This window comes from Streptomyces phyllanthi, assembly GCF_009377205.1.
Lineage (GTDB): Bacteria > Actinomycetota > Actinomycetes > Streptomycetales > Streptomycetaceae > Streptomyces > Streptomyces phyllanthi.
The window spans coordinates 1-21,714 of sequence record NZ_VJZE01000051.1; the positions used below are offsets into that span (position 1 = coordinate 1).

Genomic DNA, 21,714 nt, shown 5'->3' on the forward strand with positions numbered 1-21,714 from the left:
CTGGGACTCGGGGCCCTCACCCCCGCCGAAGCCGCCGAGCCCACCCCCGCCTCCGGGGCCCACCGGACCTGGAGCGACAAGCCCCATGGCTTCGCCTCCCTCGACGGCGGCACCACCGGAGGCGCGGGCGGCAAGGTGGTCACCGTCACCGACCAGGCCTCGCTCGCGCAGTACGCGGCGGCCGAGGAGCCGTACGTCATCCGCGTGTCCGGGGCGATCGAGGTCGCGCCCTTCGGCTCGGACATCGTCGTGGCCTCCCACAAGACGATCATCGGCGTCGGCGACACCGGCGAGATCGTGCACGGGGAGCTGCACCTCAATCCCGGCACGAGCAACGTGATCATCCGCAACCTGACGATCCGGGACTCCTACGTCGAGGGCGACTGGGACGGCAAGACCACGGACTTCGACGCGATCCAGATGGACTCCGTCGACCACGTCTGGATCGACCACAACCGCTTCGAGCACATGGGCGACGGGCTGCTCGACGTCCGCAAGGACAGCCGGTACATCACCGTCTCCTACAACCAGTTCAAGAACCACAACAAGGCGTTCGGGATCGGCTGGACGACGAACGTCCAGACCGAGATCACCATCGACCACAACTGGTTCAGCGGCACCAAGCAGCGCAACCCCTCCGCCGACAACTGCGCCTACGCCCACCTCTACAACAACTACCTGTCGGCGCAGGTGGCAGACGGCGACCCGGTCTGGACGTACGGCAACTGGTCGCGCGGCAGGACGAAGATGGTCATCGAGAACAGCTACTACGACGGAGTCCAGCACCCCTACCAGGCAGACGTCACCGCCGAGTTGGTGGAGCGCGGCTCGATCCTCAGGAACACGACCGGGCGGCAGGACGAGTGGGGCGCGGCCTTCGACCCGAAGGACTTCTACGACTACCGGCTCGACCCGGCTGCCGCCGTCCCCGCCCTGGTCACCCACTTCTCCGGCCCTCAGAAGCGGCTCGGTACGAACACCGTGCTCAACGTGCCCGCCGAGTATCCGACCGTCCAGGCGGCGGTGGACGCCGTGCCCGACGGCAACGACGGCACCGTCACGATCCGGATCGCGCCCGGGACGTACCGGGCCAAGGTCCTGATCCCCGCGACCAAGCCGAAGCTGGTCCTGCAGGGAACGGGACGGGACCGCTCGGACACCGTCATCGTCTTCGACACGCCCGCCGCGTACGGCGGCTCCAACGGCAGCGCCACCGTGCGGATCCTCGCGAGTGACGTGACCGCGCGCCACCTCACCTTCAGCAACGACTTCGACGAGGCCGCGCACGAGCTGAACGGCGAGCAGGCCCTCGCCGTGAAGACGACGGGCGACCGGATCGTCTTCGAGGACACGGCCTTCCTGGGCAACCAGGACACCCTGATGACGGACAGCCCCAAGCTGGACGTGATCAGCCGGGTCTACATCCGCGACTCGTACATCGAGGGCGATGTCGACTTCATCTACGGCCGGGCGACGACCGTCATCGAGCGGTCCGTGATCAAGGCGCTGAGCCGCGGGTCGGCCACCAACAACGGCTACATCACCGCCGCCTCGACCTGGAAGGACAACCCGTACGGCTTCCTGATCACCAGGTCGAGGGTGATCAGTGACGCGCCCGCCGGGACCTTCCACCTCGGCCGGCCCTGGCACCCGGGCGGCGAGCCGAACGCCATCGCCCAGGTGCTGTTCCGGGACACCGAGCTGCCCGCCGCGGTCAAGTCCTCGCCGTGGACCGACATGAGCGGCTTCTCGTGGAAGGACGCCCGCTTCGCCGAGTACCGGACCTACGGGCCCGGCGCCGGAGTCACCGCCGACCGTCCGCAGCTGCCGGCCGCGGACGCGGACACGTACACGGTCGCCGAGTACCTCGCGGGGACGGACGGCTGGGCACCGCACGCGGGCCGTCGCTGAGCCGACCACCTCGCGATTCGAGACCCCCACAACTTCATACGAACCCTCAGTTGGATCCAGAAGAAGAGAGCCGTTCAATGAAGATCAGCATTCGCAGAAGCAGGCGCGCCGCCGTGGCCGTCGCCCTGGGATCCGTCCTCGCCCTGACCGCCACCGCCTGCGGTGACGACGGCAGCGGCGCGGCCGGGGACAAGGGCTCCGAGGGCAGCGGCAAGGGCGAGATCGTCTTCTGGGACAACAACGGTGGCGTCCGCACCGAGATCTGGAAGGAGATCATCGCCGACTTCCACAAGGCGAACCCGGACATCAAGGTCAAGTACGTCGGGATCGCCTCCACCGAGTACCAGTCCAAGGTCGACACCGCCCTCCAGGGCGGCGGTCTGCCCGACGTCGGCGGTGTCGGCGCGGCGATGCTCGCCGGGTTCGCCGCCCAGAACGCTCTGGAGCCGCTGGACAGCCGCCTCTCCAAGTCCTCCCTGAACGGCAAGCTCAACGAGGACATGGTCGAGTCGCTGAAGGCCGCGGGCGGCGGCGACGGCAAGCTGTACTCGGTCCCGACCTCCGCGAACAACGGCGTCCTGTACTACCGCACCGACCTGTTCAAGAAGGCGGGCCTGGACGAGCCGACCACCTGGGACACGTTCTACGAGGCCGCGGAGAAGCTCACCGACAAGGACAAGAACGAGTTCGGCTACACCATCCGCGGTGGCGCCGGCTCCATCGCCCAGGCGCTGGACGCGATGTACGGACAGTCCGGGATCACGTCGTTCTGGGACTCCAGTGGTGAGAAGACCACGGTCAACGACCCGAAGAACGTGGCGGCCCTGGAGAAGTACGCGGGCCTGTTCAAGAAGGTCACCCCGGCCGCCGACCTCAACAACGACTTCACCAAGATGGTCGCCCAGTGGGACTCCGGCACCATCGGGATGCTGAACCACAACTTGGGCTCCTACCAGGACCACGTGAAGGCGCTCGGCGTCGACAAGTTCCGCGGTATCCCGCAGCCGATCGGCGCCGGCGGGAAGCGGGTCCAGGTGTCCAACCCGGTGGACGGACTGGGTGTGTTCAAGAGCTCCAAGAACAAGGAAGCCGCCTGGAAGTTCATCGAGTTCGCCACCTCGGCCGCGGAGAACTCCAAGTTCAACGAGTCCGCGGGACAGGTGCCCGCGAACAACGACGCCGCGAAGGACGCCTGGGTCTCCGAGGCCGAGCCGACGAAGCTGGCCGCGCAGGCTCTGACGGACGGGTCCACACAGATCGTCCAGCTGCCGTACTACCTGCCGGACTGGAACACGATCTCGAAGACCGACAACGAGCCGGCGTTCCAGAAGGTGCTGAGCGGGTCGATGAGCGCGAAGGACTTCCTGGACACGCTGGCCGACCAGCTGAACGAGGCGCAGAAGGAGTGGAACGAGCAGAAGGGCTGAGAGCCCGGGTTCGTCGGTCGTAGGCCGGCTGCGGGTTTCTGTGGCTGGTCGTGCAGTTCCCCCCGCGCCCCTTTGGGGGCGCGGGGGCACCCCCCACTCTGAAAGGCACTGCTCCGCATCTCCCCTTGAGCACACCTGTTGAGAAAGGCACCCCCGTGTCCCTCACCCGCAGACAGGTCACCACCGCGGCGCTCGCCGCCGTTCCCCTCGCCGTCGCGGCCACGCCCGCCACGGCCGCGTCGGCCTCCCGGCGCGTACGGACGCTCTACATCGCCGGTGACTCCACCGCCGCCCAGAAGTACGCCGATGCCGCCCCCGAGACCGGCTGGGGCATGGCGCTCCCCTTCTTTCTGAGCAACGCCGTATCGGTCTCCAACCACGCCGTGAACGGCCGGAGTTCGAAGAGTTTCGTCGACGAGGGGCGGCTGGACGCCATCCTCGAAGCCATCCGGCCCGGCGACCTCCTTCTGATCCAGTTCGGCCACAACGACTCCAAGGCCACCGACCCCGCCCGCTACACCGAGCCCTGGACGACGTACCAGGACTATCTGCGCCAGTACATCGACGGTGCGCGCGCCCGCGGCGCCCGTCCCGTGCTCGCCACCTCCGTCGAGCGCCGGCGGTTCGACGCCGAGGGCAACGCCCAGCGTTCCCTCGGTGAGTATCCGGCCGCCATGCGCGCCCTCTCAGAGAAGGAGGGCGTGGCGCTTCTCGACATCGAGGCCCTGTCGTTCGCCCTCTGGCAGAGGCTCGGCGTCGAGGAGACCAAGAAGTACTTCAACTGGACCGAGACCGAGCAGGACAACACGCATTTCAATCCGCCCGGTGCGATCGCCGTGGCCCGGCTGGTGGCGGGTGAGTCGCTGCGCCGCCGTGTGCTCGCTCATCGGGACGTACGCCGGTTGAACGACGAGATCCCGGAGTCCTGGATCACCTGGCCCGAAGCCACCGCGTAAGCGCTGCGCGCGGCGCGGCACCGCAGCGTCGGACATCTCTCTCAGTTCGCGCATCTCTCTCAGCTCGTACATCTCTGAGTTCGTAAAGGAACCCGCACTCATGCGTACTCGTATCTGGCATGCCCATGCCATGACCTCGGTCGTCGGCTGCACCGCTCTCGTGCTCGGTGTCACCGGCACAGGAGTCGCCCACGCGAAGGAGCGCGACCTCGGTCGTGAAGTCCTCGCCGCGGGCGACGGGTGGGGCTCGGAGGGGGCCGGTACCACCGGCGGCTCGGCGGCCGACGCCGAGCACGTCTACACCGTCACCACCTGGGCGGAGTTCAAGGCCGCGCTGAAGGACGGCGGCGACGCTCCCAAGATCATCAAGGTCGAGGGCATGATCGACGCCGTCTCCGAGGGCTGTGACGCCTTCGTCACCGGGGGGTACGACCTCCAGCAGTACCTCAAGGACTACGACCCGGCGGTCTGGGGCAACGACGAGGTCGCCAGCGGTCCGCAGGAGGACGCGCGGGTCGCGTCCGCCGCCAGGCAGGACTCGGAGATCAAGGCCAACATTCCCAGCAACACCACCATCGTCGGCGTCGGCAGGAACTCCGGCATCCTCGGCGGCAGCCTCCAGATCAAGGGCGTCTCGAACGTCATCATGCGCAACCTCACCATCGAGGCCCCGCTCGACTGCTTCCCGAAGTGGGACCCGACCGACGACAACAAGACCGGCAACTGGAACTCCGAGTACGACGCCGTGGTCGTCTACGGCACGGACCACGTGTGGATCGACCACAACACGTTCACCGACGGGCGCTACCCCGACAGCGAGCGGCCGGTCTACTTCGGCAAGGTCTTCCAGCAGCACGACGGGCTGACGGACATCGTGCGCGGCTCCAACCACGTGACCGTGTCCTGGAACCGCTTCCAGGACCACGACAAGAACATGCTGATCGGGAACAGCGACAGCACCGCCGCCCTCGACTCCGGCAAGCTCAAGGTCACCATGCACCACAACCGCTTCGAGGGGATCCTCCAGCGTTCCCCGCGTGTGCGGTTCGGACAGGTCGACGTCTACAACAACCACTACGTGGTGAACGAGGACCAGAAGGACGACTACTACATCTTCGGTGTCGGCATCTCCTCGCAGCTGCACGCCACCCACAACGCCATCTCGCTGCCGGCCGACGCCAAGGTCGGCAAGGCGCTGAAGAAGTGGAACGAGTCCCCGCTCACCGCCGAGAACAACTACGTCAACGGGAAGCTGACGGATCTCATCGCGGTCCACAACGCCGAGATCCCGGGGGAGACCCTCCAGTCCGGCGCCGGGTGGACGCCGACCCTGCGCACCAAGGTCGACTCGCCGCGGGCCGTGCCGGGGATCGTCGGCAGCCGCGCGGGTGCCGGAAAGGTGTGCTGAGCATGGGCACGCCAGTAGTCGGCAGGCGTTCCTTCATGGTCGCGAGCGTCGGGGCCGCGCTCTCGCTGGGGACCGGCGGCACCGCCCACGCACGCGGACGGTCCCCCTTCGGCCGGTACGGTTCGCCGTCGGAGCGGCTCACCGAGCAGACCCTGTACGTCCACCCCGGAGGGCTCGGCGACCACACCACCGTCCAGGCGGCGGTGACCGCCGCGAGCGGGAGCGGATACACGCTGGTCATCGCGCCGGGCACGTACCGCGAGACGGTGGCCGTGAGCGTCGCCCGCACGGAGATGACCTGGATCGGTGCCTCGGGCGACGCGCGGGACGTCGTGGTCGTGTACGACAACGCGGCCGGCACCCCGAAGCCCGGCGGCGGCACCTACGGCACGACCGGCTCGGCGACCACCCTCGTACAGGCCGACGGGTTCACCGCGCGGGACATCACCTTCGCCAACGACTGGCTGCGCGCGGACCACCCCGGGATCAGCGGCACCCAGGCCGTGGCCATCAAGGTGCAGGGCGACCGCTCGGCGTTCGATCGGTGCCGGTTCCTCGGGCACCAGGACACGCTGTACGCCGACTCGATGGCGCTCGGCACGTTCGCCCGCCAGTACTTCCGGGACTGCTACGCCGAGGGCGACGTGGACTTCGTCTTCGGGCGGGCCACCGCCGTCTTCGAGCGCTGCCACTTCCGCACCCTGGTCCGCACGGATCTGTCCGGGGCGCCGTACGGCTTCGTCTTCGCGCCGTCCACCGCGGGCGCCAACCCGCGCGGCTATCTGGTGACCGGCAGCCGCATCACCAGTGAGGCACCGGACGCCTACTACAAGCTGGCCCGTCCGTGGGTGCCCAGTTCGGACACCACCGCCCGGCCCATGCTGACCGTCCGCGAGACCCGCATGGGCGCCGGGATCGACGCGACGGCGCCCTACACCAACATGTCGTCCGGCTTCCCCTGGCAGGACCAGCGGTTCGCCGAGTACCGCAACACGGGACCGGGCGCCGAGATCAGCGTCCCGGAGAACCGCCCCCAGCTCAGCGCCGACGAGGCCCGGCTCCACACGCGCGAGGTGTACCTGGGCGACTGGGCCCCCTGGAACCGGAAGGAGTGCTGAGATGCGCCGGCGCACAGTGCTCACCGGGATCGCCGGCGGCCTGGTGGCCGTGGGCTCGACCCCCGCGTTCGCTCAGGCGCGCCGCCGGGTCCTGCACGTGCGTCCCGGTGACTCCGTGCAGGACGCGGTGGACGCCGTGGACGGCGCCGGCTGGACGATCGTCGTGCACCCCGGGACGTATCGCGAGGTCGTCAACATCCCTTCCGGCGCGGGGGAGCTGACGCTGCGCGGTGCCAGTCGCGATCCGCGCGCCGCCGTGATCGTGTACGACAACGCCAACGGCACGAAGAAGCCCGACGGCACCACGTACGGCACCGCGGGCTCCGCCACCTTCACCTCGGCGGCGCCCGGCCTGACCGTACGCGACCTGACCCTCGCCAACGACTGGCTGCGCGCCGACCACCCCGACATCACGGGGACGCAGGCCGTGGCCGCGTACGTCACCGGGGACCGCTCGCACTTCGAGCGCGTGCGGTTCCTCGCCCACCAGGACACGCTGTTCGCGGACACGACCGCGCTGGACGCCTTCGACCGGCAGTACTACCGGGACTGCTACATCGAGGGTGACGTCGACTTCGTGTTCGGCCGGGCCCGGGCGGTCTTCGAGCGGTGCCACTTCCACACCCTCGACCGGGACGTCGACTTCAAGCCCGAGGGCATGGTCTTCGCGCCCTCGACGGCCCGCGCGAACCCGTACGGCTTCCTGGCCGTGCGGGGCCGCGTCACCTCGGGTGCCGAGGACGCGGCGTACAAGATCGCGCGGCCGTGGGTGCCGACGTACGAGACGACCGCCTGGCCCTCGCTGGTCGTCAGGGACACCTGGCTGGGGACCGGGATCGACGCGGTGACGCCGTACGTCAACATGCGCGAGGCGTACCCGTGGCAGACCATGCGGTTCAGGGAGTACGGCAACTCCGGTCCGGGATCGGTGATCTCCGTGTCCGGGAACCGGCCCCAGCTCACCGACGCGGAGGCCCGCCTGCACACGCGGGAGACGTATCTCGGCGACTGGACTCCCCATGCGTGCCCGTGACCCGGTGGCGCGGCGGGCGTTCGTGGTGGGAACCGGGGCGGCGCTGTTCGCCGGAGCGGGAGCGGGAGCCGGAGCGGGGAGTGCCGTGGCGGCGGAATCGGGTGTCGTGGAGGGCGCGCTGCCCGACTTCCACGCCCTGCTCAAGGACGAGCTCCGCTTCCCGCTCGCCTGGGGCACCTCGCCGGTCCGGGACTTCCGGGCCTGGCGGCGGGCCGCCCGCGCCAAGGTCGAGGAGCACCTGTTCACCGGGCGGGACGACACCCCCTACGCACCTGAGTTCGGTGAGCGGACCGAGGCCGACGGGTACACGAGGGAGTCCGTCACCCTCGCCCTGACCCGGTACGGCCGGGTGCGGGGTTCCCTCCTCACCCCGCACGGCACCGGGCCCTTCCCCGCCGTGCTGCTGCTCCACGACCACGGCGCGAAGTTCGACATCGGGAAGGAGAAGCTGGTCCGGCCCTGGGGCACCGGCGAGGGCCGGCTGGCCTCCGCGCAGGCCTGGGCCGACCGGTACTTCAGCGGCCGCTTCGTCGGCGACGAACTGGCCCGGCGCGGATACGTCGTCCTCGCCCTGGACGCCCTCGGCTGGGGCGACCGGGGGCCGGTCACCTACGAGCAGCAGCAGGCCCTCGCCGGCAACCTCTTCAACCTGGGCTCCTCACTCGCCGGGCTCATGGCCAGGGAGGACGTGCGCGCCGCGGCCTTCCTGGCCGGGCTCGACCGAGTGGACCGGCGGCGGGTCGCGGCCGTCGGCTTCTCCATGGGCGCCTTCCGCGCCTGGCAGACCGCCGCGCTCAGCGACGACGTCGCGGCCGCGGCGAGCGTGTGCTGGATGACCGGGCTGAAGGAGGTCATGGTGCCCGGCAACAACATCCTGCGCGGCCAGTCCTCCTACTACATGCTCCATCCCGGGCTCGCCCGGTACCTCGACTTCCCCGACGTGGCGAGCATCGGCGCCCCCAGGCCGATGCTCTTCTTCCACGGCGCCCAGGACACCCTCTTCACCGCTCAGGGCGTCCAGGTCGCCTACGAGAAGCTGCGCGCCGTCTGGCGCTCACGTCACGCCGGGGAGCGGTTGCACACCAAGGTCTGGCCGGACCTCGGCCATGTCTTCGTCGACCGCATGCAGGACGAGGTCTTCACCTGGCTGGACACCGTCCTGTGACCGTCCCCCACGCACGACCGACCGTCCCCCACTCACGACCGACCGTCCCCCGCTCACGACGAAAGGACCCCACTTCCATGCCTCGTCGTACCGCCCTCACCCTCGCGTCGGCGCTCGCGCTCGGCGCCGGTCTCGCCGTGCTCCCCACCCAGGCGCACGCCGCGACCGTGGTCGTCAGCAACTCCACCGACCTGTCCAACGCCATCAGGAACGCCACCCCCGGCACCACCATCCAGGTCCGCGGCGGCACGTACTACCCGACGGCCACCCTCCAGTCCACGGCGAACGGCACGTCCTCCAGCCGTATCCTCCTCCAGCCGTACGGCTCCGAGACCGTGAAGATCGACGGCTCGAACCTCCCCGACGGCGGCTGGATCTTCAAGCTGACCGCCGACTACTGGACCGTCTCGCGCATCACCTTCCAGAACTCGCCGGACAGCGCGGTCGTCTGCCAGTCCTGCGCCTCCACCGTCTGGGACAACATCAAGACCATCAACGGCGGCGACTCGGGCTTCACGCTCACCGGCGACAGCACCACCAACAACACCGTGCGGAACATCGACTCGTACGGCCACTACGACCCGGCCAACCACGGGGAGAACGCGGACGGCATCGCCATCAAGTACGGCTCCGGAAGCGGCAACCTGGTCACCGGGGCCCGCCTCTACAACAACTCGGACGACGGCCTGGACTTCTGGTCGTTCTCGTCGCCGGTGACCGTCGAGCACACCTGGGCCATGGGCAACGGCAAGAACCGCTGGGGCGACTCGGCCTTCGCGGGCGACGGCAACGGCTACAAGCTGGGCGGCGACGGCGAGGTCGTCGCGCATGTCGTCAACAACTCGGCGGCCTGGGACAACGCGGGCAACGGCTTCACCGAGAACAGCAACAAGGGCGCCATCGTCATCAACCGCACCACCGCCTACGCCAACGCCAAGTGGGGCTACTACTTCGCCACCGGCGCCGCCAGGCTCGGCAAGAACCTGGCGGTGAGCAACGGCTCCGGTTCGGTGAACAAGGGCTCGTCGGTGGTCTCGGCCGGCAACAACTGGGACTCGGGCATCTCGACGCCCTCCTTCCGGTCCACCGACGCCTCCAGCACCTACAACGCCCGGCAGTCCAGCGGGGGGCTGCCCGTGACCACGTTCCTGACCACGGGCAGCACCACCATCGGCGCGACGATGGACTGAGCCGGGCCTACCGGTAGGCGGCCAGCAGGCGGTTGTACTCCTGCCGCGTCACCGGGATGACCGTGCCGTGCCTCGGGCTGGCGGGCAGTGCGTAGTCCGCGGACAGGGTCCACCTGCCCGAGGCGAGGTCGGTCGTCTCGAACGGGACATAGCCGCGGCCGCCGTACTCGTCGATGAACAGGTACCACTTCTCCTCGGTGTTCGACTTGAACACCGTCGGGCCCTCACCGCGGTCGATCGACCCGCTGCCGATGCAGTCGGAGACGAAGTCGTACTTCGCCGAGGTGAGGGCCCTCGACTTCTCCCCGGTGATGAACTTCGCGCAGGGGCTTGAGGAGGTCGGGTCCCGCTCGTCCTTGGTGTAGCGGTAGTACGTGCCCCTGTGCTTCACGACTGTCGAGTCGATGACCGAGTAGCCCGGGTCGTTCCACACCTTCGGCGCGCTGAACGTACGGAAGTCCTTCGTCGTCGCGTACAGCATCTTGTTGTACGTCGAGCCGGTGTGGTCCGGGTCGTCGTCGGCGTACAGCTTCGACGCCCAGAAGACGACGTACTCACCGAGGCTGTCGTCCCAGTAGGCCTCCGGCGCCCAGGTGTTGCCCGCGTTGTCGGGGGAGACCCTCACCAGTCGCTGGTCGGTCCAGTGCACCAGGTCGGTGGACTCCCAGACCATGATCGACTTGCTGCCGTGTCTCTGGACGTGGTCCCAGCTGCCGCTGCTGTTCTGGTACATGCGCAGATCGGTCGCGATCATGTAGAACCTGTCGCCCCTGGGGGAGCGGATCACGAACGGGTCGCGCAGGCCCTTCTCGCCGATGGTGGACGTGAGGACCGGTTCTCCCGCGTTCAGCTCCCGCCAGTGCAGCGGGTCGTTGCCGCGGCTGAGGGCATAGCGGATCTGCTCGCCGTCCGCGGTGCCCTCACCGGTGAAGTAGGCGAAGAGATAGCCGGCGTACTTCGGTTTCTTCGCGGGGTGCGCCTCGGGCTGGGCCGCGCCCGGCGGGGCGGCCAGCAGGCCCAGGAAGAGTGCCAGGAGGGGGAGCAGGAGCGTTCGGGCGGTGGGGCGCATGACACATCCTGTGGGAGTCTGATGGTTTCTGTTGGGTAACGGCTTCTGGAGTCTCACCAGTGGGGGTCGGGGCGTCAATGGTGCCGACGTGGCGATCCCGAGCGAAACTTTCGACGATTTTCGTCTGGACCACGGCAACCCTTTCCGGCCATGGCGGCGACCAGGGGACAGAAGCGGGCCGGTGCGGCCCTCCGGCCCGCTTCGCCGCCCCGTTTCTGAAGGAAAGGACCCCCCGTGCGCCTCAGCACCGGACGCCACCGCAGGACCCGCACCCTGTCGATCGCCGCCGCGGTGGCCGTCGCCTCGGGCGCGTGCGGCGTCTATCTCGGCCTCTCGAACGACGGCGCCGAGGCCGCCACCACGGTCACCGTCTCCACCACCGCCCAGCTGGAGTCGGCCGTGGCGAACGCCTCAGCCGGTACGACCATCCAGGTGCGCGGCGGCACGTACTACCCGACGAAGACCCTCAAGTCCACGGCCAACGGCACCAGTTCGGCCCGTATCACGCTCCAGGCGTACGGCAGCGAGAAGGTGAAGATCGACGGCTCCAAGCTGCCCGCCGGCTCCTGGCTCGCCGGGATCTACGGCGACTACTGGACCGTCCAGAACCTCACCTGGCAGAAGGCGCCCGCCCAGGGCTTCGTGGCCACCTCCTCCGTCGGCGGGATCTTCAAGAACCTGGTCACCGCGAACAACGGCGACTCGGGCTTCACCCTGCGCGGCGACGGCACGACGAACAACCTCGTGCAGAACCTGGACAGCTACGGCAACTACGACCCGGCGGGCCACGGCCAGAACGCCGACGGCATCGCCATCAAGTTCGGTTCGGGCACGGGCAACAAGGTCACGGGTGCCCGCCTGTACAACAACGCCGACGACGGCCTCGACCTGTGGCAGTTCTCCTCGCCCGTCCTCATCGAGCACTCCTGGGCGTTCGGCAACGGCAAGAACCGCTGGAACGACTCCGCCTTCGAGGGCAACGGCAACGGCTTCAAGCTCGGCGGTGGCGGCGCCTCGGTCGCGCACTCCGTCAACAACAACGCGGCCTGGGACAACACCCTCCACGGCTTCACGGAGAACTCCAACACCGGCGCCATCCTGCTGAACCGCAACACCGCCTACTCCAACGCCCAGACCGGCTTCTACTTCGCCACCGGCAAGGCCCGCCTCGCCCGCAACCTCGCCGTGGGCAACAAGAAGGGCCTGTCCAAGCTGGGCGGATCCACGGTCACCGCGGCCAACAACTGGGACAGCGGTGTGAGCACGCCCTCCTTCAAGTCCACGGACGCCACGACGGCGTACGGCGCCCGCAAGGCGGACGGCTCGCTGCCGGCGACCACGTTCCTGACGACGGGCTCCACGACGATCGGTTCGACGATGAACTGAGCCCGTCCAGGACGGACAGCAGTGGAGCCCCCCGCCGGTCGTCACCGGCGGGGGGCTTTTCTCTGACTGGCCGAGGGGGGCTCAGGCCAGCAGATCGATGCAGTCGAACGAGGTGCCCGGGCTGAGGAACGCCGAGCCGCTCGAACCACTGACGATGTTGATCTTCAGCACGTTGTACTGGGACGTGTTCGTCCGCCACGCACTCTTGGGGACGCTGAAAGTGAACGTGTGGTTGTTTCCCCGGTAGGAACCCGTGGTGAGCGAGCGCGTCGAGGGCTGCCTGGGGGCCGCGGGTACGGCCGAGACCCAGTCGTTGACCGTCACGCGCGGGCGCCCGTTCAGGAACGCGTTCGTCACACCGATCCGCAGGGTGTGCGCGGCGGCCGCCTGGGCGGCGGTCAGCCTGAAGTAGACGAGGACGCCGTCGTTGACGTCCTTCCACAGGTACGCGGGGAAGGACGCGGCCTCGCCCCCGTCGCCGATCGTGACGTTGCCGGTCCACTTCGCCGCGCGGCCGTCGGACGGGTGCGCGCGGGTCATCAGCTCGGCGTTCTTGAACTCGCCGGGCGTGCCGTCCCAGTCGCCGAGCCGCCAGAGGGTCTTCGCCGTGCTCGGGTCGCCCGTGACGGTGACGCTGTTCAGCGTGGTCGTTCCGCCCGCCGTCACCTTCACCTCGCGCGTGTGCACGGCGAGTTCGCCCTTGAAGACGGTCATGGTGTACGTCCCGGGGAGCATCCCCTTGCAGGAGAAGGCCCCGCTGCCCGAGGCGGCCTTCGCCCAGTACTGGGCGTCCGCGCTCGCGAAGCCCACCGTGTAGGCGTACGCGGCGTCCATGCCCTTCAGGCCGACGCCCGCGACCTTCCCCCGCCCCGCCCTGCCGACCCAGCCGGTGATGCCGAGGCCGTCCACCCACGAGGTGTCGAGCCGGTCGTGGGAGAGCGAGGACGAGGGCGCCCCGCCGTCGGTGAACGCGAGGACGTACGGGCCCTGGAGGCCGTAGCGCTCGGGCTCGGTCTGGGACTGGTTGTAGTGCAGGATCTCGTACAGCCCGGCCCCGAGGTCGTTCGAGTGGCGCAGCAGGGAGCGGTAGAAGGGGCCGCCGGAGGCCTTCTCGTGGTTGGAGCGCACCAGCCACAGCCCGACCGATCCGGTGGTGAAGCCGATGTGGTCGTAGTCGATGGTCCGCTTGCCGGAGTAGTGCTTGGAGTGGGTCGTGCCGTCCGAGCGCTTCCAGACGTCGCCCGCCTCGATGACCTTGTCGGAGGCCTCGATCCAGGAGTCCGGGCCGGTGTTGGGGAACATCCCGGGCTTGAGACGGACGATGAAGCGGGTCGCCGTGAAGGAGTCGTCCGCCTTGTCCGTCCACAGATAGACGTTGTTCTGGCCGCTGCGGGCCGCGTACCACTGGGTGATCGCGCCGTGGACCGCCTTGACGAGGATCGTCGAGCCGGACCGCTTGACCGTGACGGTCGCGGAGCCGAGCCCGGACTCGACGTGCGAGTGCTTGCCGCCGTAGCCCTCGTACTCCTTGCCCCGGTAGACCAGGGAGGCGAGGTCGCCGGTCTTCTTGGAGACCTTGAAGACGAGCGAGGCCCCCGTGTTGATCACGATGTGGGAGCCGTCGTCCGTGTGGCCGAAGCCGGCGGCCGAGGCCGAGGACAGCAGACCGGTGCCGGCCGCGACCGCCGCGCCGGTGCCGGCCACCCCCAAGGCGGAGGCGGCCAGCAGACGGCGACGGGTGAGGTGCTTCTTGTGCGTGCTCAAGGATGGTGCTCCGTCACTGGTGCATGGTCTGTCATCGGTACGTGATGTCAGATGAGGTGTAGTTGCAGTGCGTTCCGTCCGGGTTCGAACCGTTGGTCGGGGGCTCGGCGCCGGTGTTGTTGCCGATGTACTTCTGACACGGGACGATCTTCCTGCTGCTGTCGCCGATGATCGTGACGTTGCGCAGGGCCGCGGAGTCGCCGTAGTTGGTGTTGATGCCGACCAGGCGCGAGCCGGGCGCCGTCACCTCGATGGTGTTGAAGATCGAGACGCGCTTGTACTGCGTCGAGCAGTTTCCGCAGGAGCGGTAGAGGGTCTTGAAGTCCTGTGCGGCGAACTTCGAGACCACGAGCTTGCCGCCGCCGTTGTGCTGGAAGACCTTGTCCGCGGCCTTCTTCGCGCCGCCGCCGTACACCGTGTACACGGCCGAGTTGCCGCCCCGGAAGGTCGCAGCGTCCTCGCCGACGTCCTCCCACCACACGTTCTGCAGGGTGCAGCTGCCCTGGCAGTGGATGCCGTCGGCGCCGGGCTTGCCGATGATGACGTTCTTCAGCGTCGCGCCGTCCGCGAGCTTGAAGATCGGGTCCTGTCCCTCTTCCTGGCCGTCGCCGGCCAGGGCGCCGCTGCCGTAGTACCGCACCATGCCGCCGTCCCGGACGCCGGACACGGAGATGGTCGAGGACACGGGCTGGCTGCTGGTGGGAGTCGGCCAGGTCGCCGCGCTCGCGGACGACAGCATCGAGCTGCTGACGATGGCGGCACCGGTCAGCGTGAACGCGCCGAGACCGCTGAGAAGGGCACGCCGCTTGACGGAGCGGCGACGGTGGGGGTGGTGCACGCGTTGCTCTGCACGTGAGGTCATTACCCGTTCCTTCGGTGGGGGATCAGAGCTGCTTGCGTCTGCTGGTCGCCACCGGGTGGGAAAGGGTTGCCGGGTGCCGGAGTTTTTCCGGCGGGCTTCACGCGTGCGCGCAAAGCCCGTGCCGCGTGGCTGGGAGGTCCGTGCCGCGTGGCCGTGTGCCTGCCGGGCGCGTACTGAGTCCCTGCCGCGTGCGTGGAAGTGCGTGCGGAGTCTGTGCCGAGTGCGTGCGAGGTCCGTGCGGGGGCGTCAGGCGGACGTCACGAGTCGCCCTCGTCGCTGTCGCTCCCGCCGCCGTTCCGCGCGAAGTCGCCGCCCACGGCGAACTGCTTCCCGTCCGCCGTCGCGGACATCGCGTACCGGTCGTCCTTCGCGTCCCGTCCGCCGCGGGTGTGGTCGTACTGCCCCGCGAAGACGAACTCGCCCTCAGGGACCGTACGGCCCTCCTTGAGCACCCACCGGTAGACCAGGAAACCGTCGTCCTCGCCGACCGTCAGCGTGAAGTCGTTCTCGGGCAGCGAGCGCCAGGCCCCCGTCGCGCTGACCCCGTCGGTGAGCGCGACACGCAACTCGACGGTGAGCGCGGTGAGTTCCTTGCCCGTCTTCAGGGTCACGTTGCTCTGCGCCCAGAACTCGTTGCTGTGCGGGTCGACCGAGCCGTCGGACCACACGGGGCCGTCCTCGTTGTCCGAGGTCGCGGGCAGCGGGGCCTGGACGTCGGGGTTCTCGGTGGCCGGTGCGCGCGACGGGGTGGAACTCGGCTTCCTGTCCGGGGACTTGGCCGTGGGGGACGGGTCCGGCTTGACCGGGGGCCGCGAGGTGGCGTCCGGGGACCACGTCGGGGTGGGCGACGTCGCGACCGTCTGGTCCGCCGGGTCCTCGCCCTTCACCGCCGAGGCGACCGCGAACCCGCCGACTCCGAGGACACCGGCGACCGCGGCCGTGGCTGCCACGACCCGCACCCAGCCGATCAGCGGCGGACGCGTGGCCCGGTGCTCGGGGCGGGCGTCCTCGGCCATACCGCGCTCGATCCGGGCCAGGATGCGAGCGCGGTCGGGCTCATGGGCCTCGGCCGCCCCGCGCAGGCGGGCGCGCAGCTCCTCGTGCACGTCCCTCATCGGTCCCTTCCTCCGGTGGCCCCGGACACCGCCCTGTGGATCTGCCGCGGGGGGGCCTGTGTTCCCAGCAGTCGCTGGAGTTCTGCCATCCCCTTGGACGTCTGGCTCTTCACCGTACCGACAGAGACGCCCAGTGCGAGCGCGGTGTCCTTCTCCGAGAGGTCGAAGGCGTGTCGCAGTACGACGCATGCCCGCTTGCGGAACGGCAGTCTGCGCAGGGCGTCCTGAACATCCACCATGCCGGGTATGTCGGGGTTCTCCGTCTTCTCCTCGCGCTGCGACCAGAACAGGGTGATGCGCCGGCGTTCACGGACCGCGCTGCGGATCCGGGTGCGGGCCAGATTGGCGACCACTCCGCGCGCGTACGCCACCGGATGGTCGGCCGAGCGCACCCGGTCCCAGCGGTGCCAGAGCGCCAGCAGGGCGTCCGCCGCCAGATCGTCGGCCGCGTCCGCCTCACCCGTCAACAGGTGGGCCAGGCGGGCCAGTTCGGCGTAGTGCCGCTCGAAGAAGTCGTGGAACTCCACGGAGGCTACGTCGTCGACGACAGTGCCCACGGGCGACCTCTCTCCTCGCTTCGGCTCCATGTACGCTGCACGTGCCTGTGTGTGTCATGTGAATGACACGTGGTCATCCCGGGTTTCCGAGGGATGAGATCCGGAAGAGTAGCAGTGATCGTGAACTACGTTCGTACGGGGCTTCGAACGTCGTCTTGCAGGACGAACTCCGATTCCGTAACACGGAGAAAACCTGAGACGAGTTCAACACAGGAACAATCCAGCCAGTCACCCGTGCCCCCGCACGCACGTCACGAGGAGTACCGCCATGTCCGACACGCAGAAGGTGGACGGCCGGCCGAGCGCCGGGCCACCCGGGGCGAACAGCGTCGATCGCTTCTTCAAGATCACAGACCGGGGCTCCACCTTCGCCCGGGAGATACGCGGCGGCTTCGCCACGTTCTTCACGATGGCGTACATCCTTGTCCTGAATCCCATCATTCTGGGCAGCGCCAAGGACAAGTTCGGCAACCAGCTCGACGGCGCCGAACTCGTCACCGCCACCGCGCTCGTGGCCGCCGTCATGACGATCATCATGGGCGTGGGCGGCAACCTGCCCCTCGCCCTCGCCGCCGGCCTCGGCCTCAACGCGGTCGTCGCCTTCCAGATCGCCCCGCTGATGAGCTGGCCCGACGCGATGGGCCTGGTGGTCCTCGAAGGACTGCTCATCTGCGTCCTGGTGGTCACCGGGCTGCGCGAGGCCGTCATGCACGCCATCCCGCAACCGCTCAAGCAGGCGATCAGCGTCGGCATCGGCCTGTTCATCGCCTTCATCGGCTTCGTCGACGCCGGGTTCGTCACCCGTATCCCGGACGTCGCGAACACCACCGTCCCGGTCCAGCTCGGCGCCGCGGGCGCGCTGTCCGGCTGGCCCATCCTCGTCTTCTGCCTCGGTGTGCTGCTGACCATCGGTCTGCTCGCCCGCAAGGTCAAGGGCGCGATCCTGATCAGCATCCTCGCCATGACCGTCGTGGCGATCGTGATCAACTCGGTCGCGGACATCAAGAGCTGGGGCCTGACCGTCCCGAAGGTCCCCTCCGACATCGTGGCCACGCCCGCGTTCGGGCTGCTCGGCGAGTTCGACCTGTTCGGCGCGTTCGGTGAAACCACCGTCATCACGGTCGTCCTGCTGATCTTCACGCTGATCCTGTCCGACTTCTTCGACACCATGGGCACGGTCGTCGGTATCAGCGCCGAGGCCGGACTGCTCGACGAACAGGGCAGGGTCCCGGGCCTCGGCAAGGTCCTGCTCATCGACGGCGCGGCGGCGGTCGCGGGCGGTGCCGCGTCCTCGTCCTCGGCGACCTCGTACATCGAGTCGGCGGCGGGCGTCGGCGAGGGCGCGCGCACCGGCTTCGCGAACCTGGTCACCGGCGGGCTCTTCACCTGCGCGCTGTTCTTCACCCCGCTGCTGACCATCGTCCCGATGCAGGCCGCCGCCCCCGCGCTCGTCGCGGTCGGGTTCCTGATGATGACCCAGGTCAAGCACATCGACTGGGACAGGTACGAGATCGCCATCCCCGCGTTCCTGACGATCGCGGTCATGCCGTTCACCTACTCGATCACCAACGGCATCGGCGCCGGCTTCCTCGCGTACGTCCTGATCAAGACGGTGCTCGGCAAGGCCAAGGAGGTGCACTGGCTGCTGTGGGGCACCTCGGCGCTGTTCCTGGTGTACTTCGCGATCGACCCGATCGAGCAGCTGCTCGGTGTGCGGTGAGCGCTGCCGTGAAGCGACGGCTTCCTTGACGAAGCGACTGCTTCCTTGACGGCGACGGGCCGCCCCCGGGGGAAGGGGCGGCCCGTCTCTTCAGACGGCATTCGTGCGGAGGAGGTTCACTCCGGCGCTCAGTTCCTCAGCGCCGCCTGCATCATGGCCTTCGCCACCGGCGCGGCCAGCCCGTTGCCGCTGACCTCCGAGCGCGCCGCGTCCGACTGCTCGACGATCACCGCGACGGCGACCTCCTTGCCGGTTGAGTCCGACTTCGCGTACGAGGTGAACCAGGCGTAGGGCGTCTTGCTGTTGTTCTCGCCGTGCTGCGCGGTACCGGTCTTGCCGCCGACGGTGGCCCCGGGAATCCGCGCGTTGGTGCCCGTGCCGTCCTCGACCACCGTCCGCATCGCGGACCGGAGCTGCTCGGCCGTCGAGGAGCTGACGATCTCCTTGGTGCCGGCCTTGCTGTCGTAGTCCTCGATCACATTGCCGTCGGCGTCACTGGTCCGGGACACCATATGGGGCGAGACCAGCTCGCCGCCGTTGGCCATGGCCGCCGACACCATCGCCATCTGCAGCGGGGTGGCGGTCACGTCGAACTGGCCGATGCCCGACAGCGCCGTCTGCGCCTCGTCCATCTCCGACGGGTACACGCTCTCGTACGCCCGTACCGGCACGTCCTGCTCCGTGTCGTTGAAGCCGAACTTCTCCGCCATCGCCCGGACCTTGTCCTGGCCCAGGTTCACGGCCATCTTCGCGAAGACGTTGTTGCACGAGTACTGCAGGGCCACCCGGATCGAGGCGTTCTCGCAAGGGGCGTCCGGGTTCTCGTTGCTGAGCTCCCGGGTGGTACCCGGCAGCGTGTACGGGTCGGGGCTGTCGGTCCTCTCGTCCACCGACGAGTACAGCCCGTCCTCCAGCGCGGCGGCCGCGACGACCAGTTTGAACGTGGACCCCGGTGGCAGGGGCTGCCGCAGCGCCCGGTTGACCAGCGGCTCTTCCTCGTCCTTCCGCAGTCTGCTCCAGGCCGCGCCGTCGTCGGAGCCGCTGATCGTGCCCGGGTCGTACGACGGTGCGGAGACGACCGCGAGGATCCTGCCCGTCGCCGGGTCGATCGCGACGGCCGCGCCCTTCTTGTCGCCGAGCGCCTCGTACGCGGCCTTCTGCACGTCCGGGTCGATCGTGGTGATCACGTCGCCGGGCGCGGCACGCTTGTCGGTGAGGACGTCCAGCGGGGTCTTCAGCTGGGTGTCCGTGCCGTCGAGGAGGTCCTGGTAGACGCCCTCCAGCAGCGTCGCCCCGTACACCTGCGAGCTGTATCCGGTCACGGCCGCGTACAGGGCGCCGTCCTTGTACGTGCGCTGGTAGACGAGGTCGCTTCCCGTCGTGCGCTTAGAGCCGGTGACCGGATCGCCGGCCACGACGATGTCCCCGAGCGGCTGCGCGTACTGCTCCATCACGTTCCGCCGGTTGTCCTTGCCGTCCGCGAGCGCCCGGCCCTCGTAGAACTGCACCCAGGTCGCCCTGACCAGCAGGGCGAGCACGAGCAGCAGCGTGAAGACGGCGGTGCGCCTGATCGTCCTGTTCATTTCGCCCTGGAGGACGAGCGGGCCGCGGCGAGTCGTTCCCTTACGCCTGTTTTCTCATCCGGGATTCATGAAGCCGGGTCAGGCGCCAGCGCCAGCACGAACTCGTCGATCTCCTCGCCACGCGCCTGCGCGAACCCCCTTGCTCTCGCGGTGACGCGGAAGCCGCACTTCTCCAGCACGCGCAGCGACCCGGCGTTGTCGGCGGCCGCCCGCGCGTACAGCGGGCGCTCGGGGACGTCGGTCAGCAGCGCGCGCAGCGCGGCCGTCGCGATGCCCCGGCCCCAGTACGCGCGGTCGATCCAGTACGTGACCTCGCGCTCGCCGGGCTCCCCGTACACCGCGGCGCTGCCGACGACGTCGCCGTCCGCGAGGACCGTGCGGACGGTGACGCCGGACGAGGAACGGATCCGCCCCCAGTGGGCGTCGAAGGCGTCCCGGTCGGCCGGGTCCTTCGCGGTGAACGCGGCCATCCGCAGCGCCTCGGGGTCGTTCGTCTGCCGGAAGAAGACCGGAAGATCGCTGTCGTGGACCTCGCGGAGTACGACCTCCATCGCTCAGAGCCTCCTCGTGGCCAGCGTCAGGCGGTCGCGGGCGTCGAACAGGGCGTCCTTCACCATCTGTTCGTGGGCGGGGGTGAGGCGGGCGACCGGGACCGAGCAGCTGATGGCGTCGCGGGCGGGCGTACGGTACGGGATGGCCACGCCGAAGCAGCGCAGGCCCAGCGTGTTCTCCTCGCGGTCGACGGCGAAGCCCTGCTCGCGGACCTGGTGAAGCTCCTCGATGAGCTTCTCGCGGTCGGTGATCGTGTGCTCGGTGAGGGCGGGCAGCGTCTCCGGGAGCAGCTTGCGGACCTGCTCGTCGGTGTGGGTGGCGAGGAGCGCCTTGCCGAGCGAGGTCGAGTGGGCGGGCAGCCGACGGCCTACGCGCGTGAAGGGCCGCAGATAGTGCTGGGACTGGCGGGTGGCCAGGTAGACCACGTTCGTGCCGTCCAGGCGGGCGAGGTGGATGGTCTCCGTCGTGTCGTCCGAGAGGCGGTCCAGCGTGGGGCGGGCCACCGCCACCACCTCGTCGCCGTCGATGTACGAGGTGCCGACCAGCAGCGCCCGCACCCCGATGCCGTACCGCGTGCCGGTCGCGTCCGTCTCGACCCAGCCGAGGTCGACGAGCGTGCGCAGCAGCATGTAGAGGCTGGACTTGGGGTAGCCCACGGCTTCCTGCACGGCGGCCAGGGAATGCATGCCGGGGCGGCCGGCGAAGTACTCGAGGAGTTCCACCGTGCGTACGGCGGACTTGACCTGTGCCCCGCCGCCCGTCTCGCCAGCCGACATCGCCCTAGACCCCTTCGTTTCGACGAGAAGCTGAAGATATAGTCTCCAACACCCAATTCATCATCAGAGACAGTGTTCAGCATATCGAACGTCCCTGGTGAGTGACGTAACAACTGCGGCAG

At 68.9% G+C, this 21,714-nt stretch carries 17 protein-coding genes and 1 pseudogene; 10 read left to right on the forward strand and 8 right to left on the reverse strand.

The window, feature by feature from the left end:
• From FNH04_RS10615 to FNH04_RS10650, 8 genes are all read left to right on the forward strand, one after another.
• Positions 1 to 1,911, forward strand: coding sequence for a pectinesterase family protein (locus FNH04_RS10615; protein ID WP_152782753.1), 1,911 nt, complete (start codon positions 1 to 3; stop codon positions 1,909 to 1,911).
• Positions 1,912 to 1,988: 77 nt separating this feature from the next.
• The gene (locus tag FNH04_RS10620; protein ID WP_152782756.1) at positions 1,989 to 3,338 is read left to right on the forward strand and encodes an ABC transporter substrate-binding protein; all 1,350 of its coding nucleotides are present in this window, start codon (positions 1,989 to 1,991) and stop codon (positions 3,336 to 3,338) included.
• A gap of 155 nt (positions 3,339 to 3,493) precedes the next feature.
• Positions 3,494 to 4,294, forward strand: a complete 801-nt coding sequence (locus FNH04_RS10625) for a rhamnogalacturonan acetylesterase (RefSeq protein WP_322722890.1) — start codon at positions 3,494 to 3,496, stop codon at positions 4,292 to 4,294.
• A gap of 100 nt (positions 4,295 to 4,394) precedes the next feature.
• Entirely contained in the window at positions 4,395 to 5,702 is a 1,308-nt protein-coding gene (locus FNH04_RS10630; RefSeq protein ID WP_152782761.1) for a pectate lyase family protein, read from the forward strand.
• Between the two features lie 2 nt (positions 5,703 to 5,704).
• The gene (locus tag FNH04_RS10635; RefSeq protein ID WP_152782764.1) at positions 5,705 to 6,820 is read left to right on the forward strand and encodes a pectinesterase family protein; all 1,116 of its coding nucleotides are present in this window, start codon (positions 5,705 to 5,707) and stop codon (positions 6,818 to 6,820) included.
• Between the two features lies 1 nt (position 6,821).
• The gene (locus tag FNH04_RS10640) at positions 6,822 to 7,853 is read left to right on the forward strand and encodes a pectinesterase family protein (RefSeq protein ID WP_152782766.1); all 1,032 of its coding nucleotides are present in this window, start codon (positions 6,822 to 6,824) and stop codon (positions 7,851 to 7,853) included.
• Positions 7,840 to 9,018: a dienelactone hydrolase family protein gene (locus FNH04_RS10645; RefSeq protein ID WP_152782769.1), complete on the forward strand. Its 1,179-nt coding sequence runs from the start codon at positions 7,840 to 7,842 to the stop codon at positions 9,016 to 9,018. Before FNH04_RS10640 ends, FNH04_RS10645 begins: the two co-directional genes overlap by 14 nt.
• 77 nt (positions 9,019 to 9,095) lie before the next feature.
• A complete protein-coding gene (locus FNH04_RS10650) occupies positions 9,096 to 10,208 on the forward strand; it encodes a right-handed parallel beta-helix repeat-containing protein (protein WP_152782772.1) in 1,113 nt (370 codons plus the stop codon).
• 13 nt (positions 10,209 to 10,221) lie between these two features.
• Here the strand turns inward: FNH04_RS10650 and FNH04_RS10655 are convergent.
• A pseudogene (locus FNH04_RS10655) lies at positions 10,222 to 11,277 on the reverse strand (glycoside hydrolase family 43 protein); the annotation flags it as partial.
• Between the two features lie 234 nt (positions 11,278 to 11,511).
• Here FNH04_RS10655 and FNH04_RS10660 point away from each other — a divergent pair.
• Positions 11,512 to 12,663, forward strand: coding sequence for a right-handed parallel beta-helix repeat-containing protein (locus FNH04_RS10660; RefSeq protein ID WP_322722881.1), 1,152 nt, complete (start codon positions 11,512 to 11,514; stop codon positions 12,661 to 12,663).
• Between the two features lie 81 nt (positions 12,664 to 12,744).
• Here the strand turns inward: FNH04_RS10660 and FNH04_RS10665 are convergent, their stop codons facing one another.
• From FNH04_RS10665 to FNH04_RS10680, 4 genes are all read right to left on the reverse strand, one after another.
• The gene (locus FNH04_RS10665; RefSeq protein ID WP_152782775.1) at positions 12,745 to 14,427 is read right to left on the reverse strand and encodes a rhamnogalacturonan lyase B N-terminal domain-containing protein; all 1,683 of its coding nucleotides are present in this window, start codon (positions 14,425 to 14,427) and stop codon (positions 12,745 to 12,747) included.
• A 31-nt stretch (positions 14,428 to 14,458) separates the two neighbouring features.
• Complete coding sequence (locus FNH04_RS10670) at positions 14,459 to 15,289, reverse strand: pectate lyase (RefSeq protein ID WP_152782778.1); 831 nt, start codon at positions 15,287 to 15,289, stop codon at positions 14,459 to 14,461.
• Between the two features lie 257 nt (positions 15,290 to 15,546).
• A complete protein-coding gene (locus FNH04_RS10675) occupies positions 15,547 to 16,404 on the reverse strand; it encodes a hypothetical protein (RefSeq protein WP_152782781.1) in 858 nt (285 codons plus the stop codon).
• Complete coding sequence (locus FNH04_RS10680) at positions 16,401 to 16,961, reverse strand: SigE family RNA polymerase sigma factor (RefSeq protein WP_322722883.1); 561 nt, start codon at positions 16,959 to 16,961, stop codon at positions 16,401 to 16,403. Before FNH04_RS10680 ends, FNH04_RS10675 begins: the two co-directional genes overlap by 4 nt.
• Positions 16,962 to 17,229: 268 nt before the next feature.
• Here FNH04_RS10680 and FNH04_RS10685 point away from each other — a divergent pair, with 268 nt between their 5' ends.
• Entirely contained in the window at positions 17,230 to 18,681 is a 1,452-nt protein-coding gene (locus FNH04_RS10685) for an NCS2 family permease (RefSeq protein ID WP_152782787.1), read from the forward strand.
• Between the two features lie 128 nt (positions 18,682 to 18,809).
• On the opposite strand, the gene FNH04_RS10690 is transcribed toward FNH04_RS10685, so the two are convergent.
• From FNH04_RS10690 to FNH04_RS10700, 3 genes are all read right to left on the reverse strand, one after another.
• Positions 18,810 to 20,264, reverse strand: a complete 1,455-nt coding sequence (locus FNH04_RS10690; RefSeq protein WP_152782791.1) for a peptidoglycan D,D-transpeptidase FtsI family protein — start codon at positions 20,262 to 20,264, stop codon at positions 18,810 to 18,812.
• Between the two features lie 65 nt (positions 20,265 to 20,329).
• On the reverse strand, positions 20,330 to 20,815 hold the full coding sequence (locus FNH04_RS10695; protein ID WP_152782794.1) for a GNAT family N-acetyltransferase: 486 nt from the start codon (positions 20,813 to 20,815) through the stop codon (positions 20,330 to 20,332).
• Positions 20,816 to 20,818: 3 nt separating this feature from the next.
• Positions 20,819 to 21,592 (reverse strand): IclR family transcriptional regulator, encoded by a 774-nt coding sequence (locus FNH04_RS10700; RefSeq protein WP_152782797.1) that lies wholly within the window; start codon positions 21,590 to 21,592, stop codon positions 20,819 to 20,821.
• Positions 21,593 to 21,714: the final 122 nt, after the last annotated feature.